The 1,030-nt window shown below is 39.7% G+C and carries 1 protein-coding gene; it reads left to right on the top strand.

Annotated features, from left to right (window positions below):
* Nucleotides 1-1,030: TrkH family potassium uptake protein (locus Q0376_RS05910; protein ID WP_298705184.1), on the top strand; the 1,030-nt coding region annotated here is incomplete at both ends.

The raw sequence follows: 1,030 nt of genomic DNA, 5'->3' as shown, positions 1-1,030 counted from the left end.
CGCAATTTTTTAGTAAGAAATCCACAGCGTATGCTGGCCCTAAGTTTTGCTGCCCTTATGATTGTAGGGGGGATTTTATTATCTTTACCTATTGCTACAGTAGATGGTAGTTCGACACATTGGGTGGATGCTTTTTTTGTAGCTGTCTCCTGTGCTTCAGTAACGGGACTTACACCGGTAGATACATTTCATCATTGGAATGTATTTGGACAAACGATCATGATTATTTTGATTCAAATCGGTGGCTTAGGAACGATGACATTTACGACCTTAATCTTTTTGATTTTAAGAAAGCGAGTGGGGCTGGAAAATCGCTTGCTTTTACAGGAAGATGTGGGCCTAGAGAATATTGATTTTAGGACTGTCTTGAAACAAGTGGTGGGCCTCACCTTCGGAGTTGAACTGGTAGGGGGCGTTATTTATACTTTAGTTTTGTATCCCTATTTAGGGGCTGAGGCTATTTATTATGGATTTTATCAATCCGTGTCATCTTTTTGTAATGCAGGCTTTGTGTTTTTTGATAATACTTTGCCCTATGAGCTAGTCCATAATTGGGGATTTACACTGAACACAAGTGTCCTTATTTTAATTGGTGGCTTTGGCTACATGGCATCGTTTGATATACTAAAAAATTATAAACGAGGCTTTACTTTTTTGTCCTTACATACTAAGGTAATGCTCGTTGGCAATGCTGCACTAGTATTAGGTGGTACGGCTCTTTTATGCTTACTTGAATGGCATGGTGTGTTAGAGAATTTTTCTATATTAAATAAAGTGCAAGCTGCTTTAATGCAGGCCGTGACGCCACGCACCGCAGGGCTTCCTACCTTGGACTATAGCCAATTTCATCCAGTGACGACATTTATTACGATTATTCTTATGTTTATTGGTGCTGGCCCTAACTCAACAGGTGGTGGGGTTAAAATCAGTACAGTGGCTGTTTTGTGGGCCACAGCATATTCTGTCTTTACCAATAAGACGAGGGTGCAACTGTTTAACCGAAGTTTAAGTCAGTCTTTGATAATAAAAT

It is taken from the genome of uncultured Veillonella sp. (genome assembly GCF_937981445.1).
GTDB lineage: Bacteria > Bacillota > Negativicutes > Veillonellales > Veillonellaceae > Veillonella_A.
Note: the sequence above shows the minus strand (reverse complement) of the source record. Positions and strands in the feature narration are given on the sequence as shown.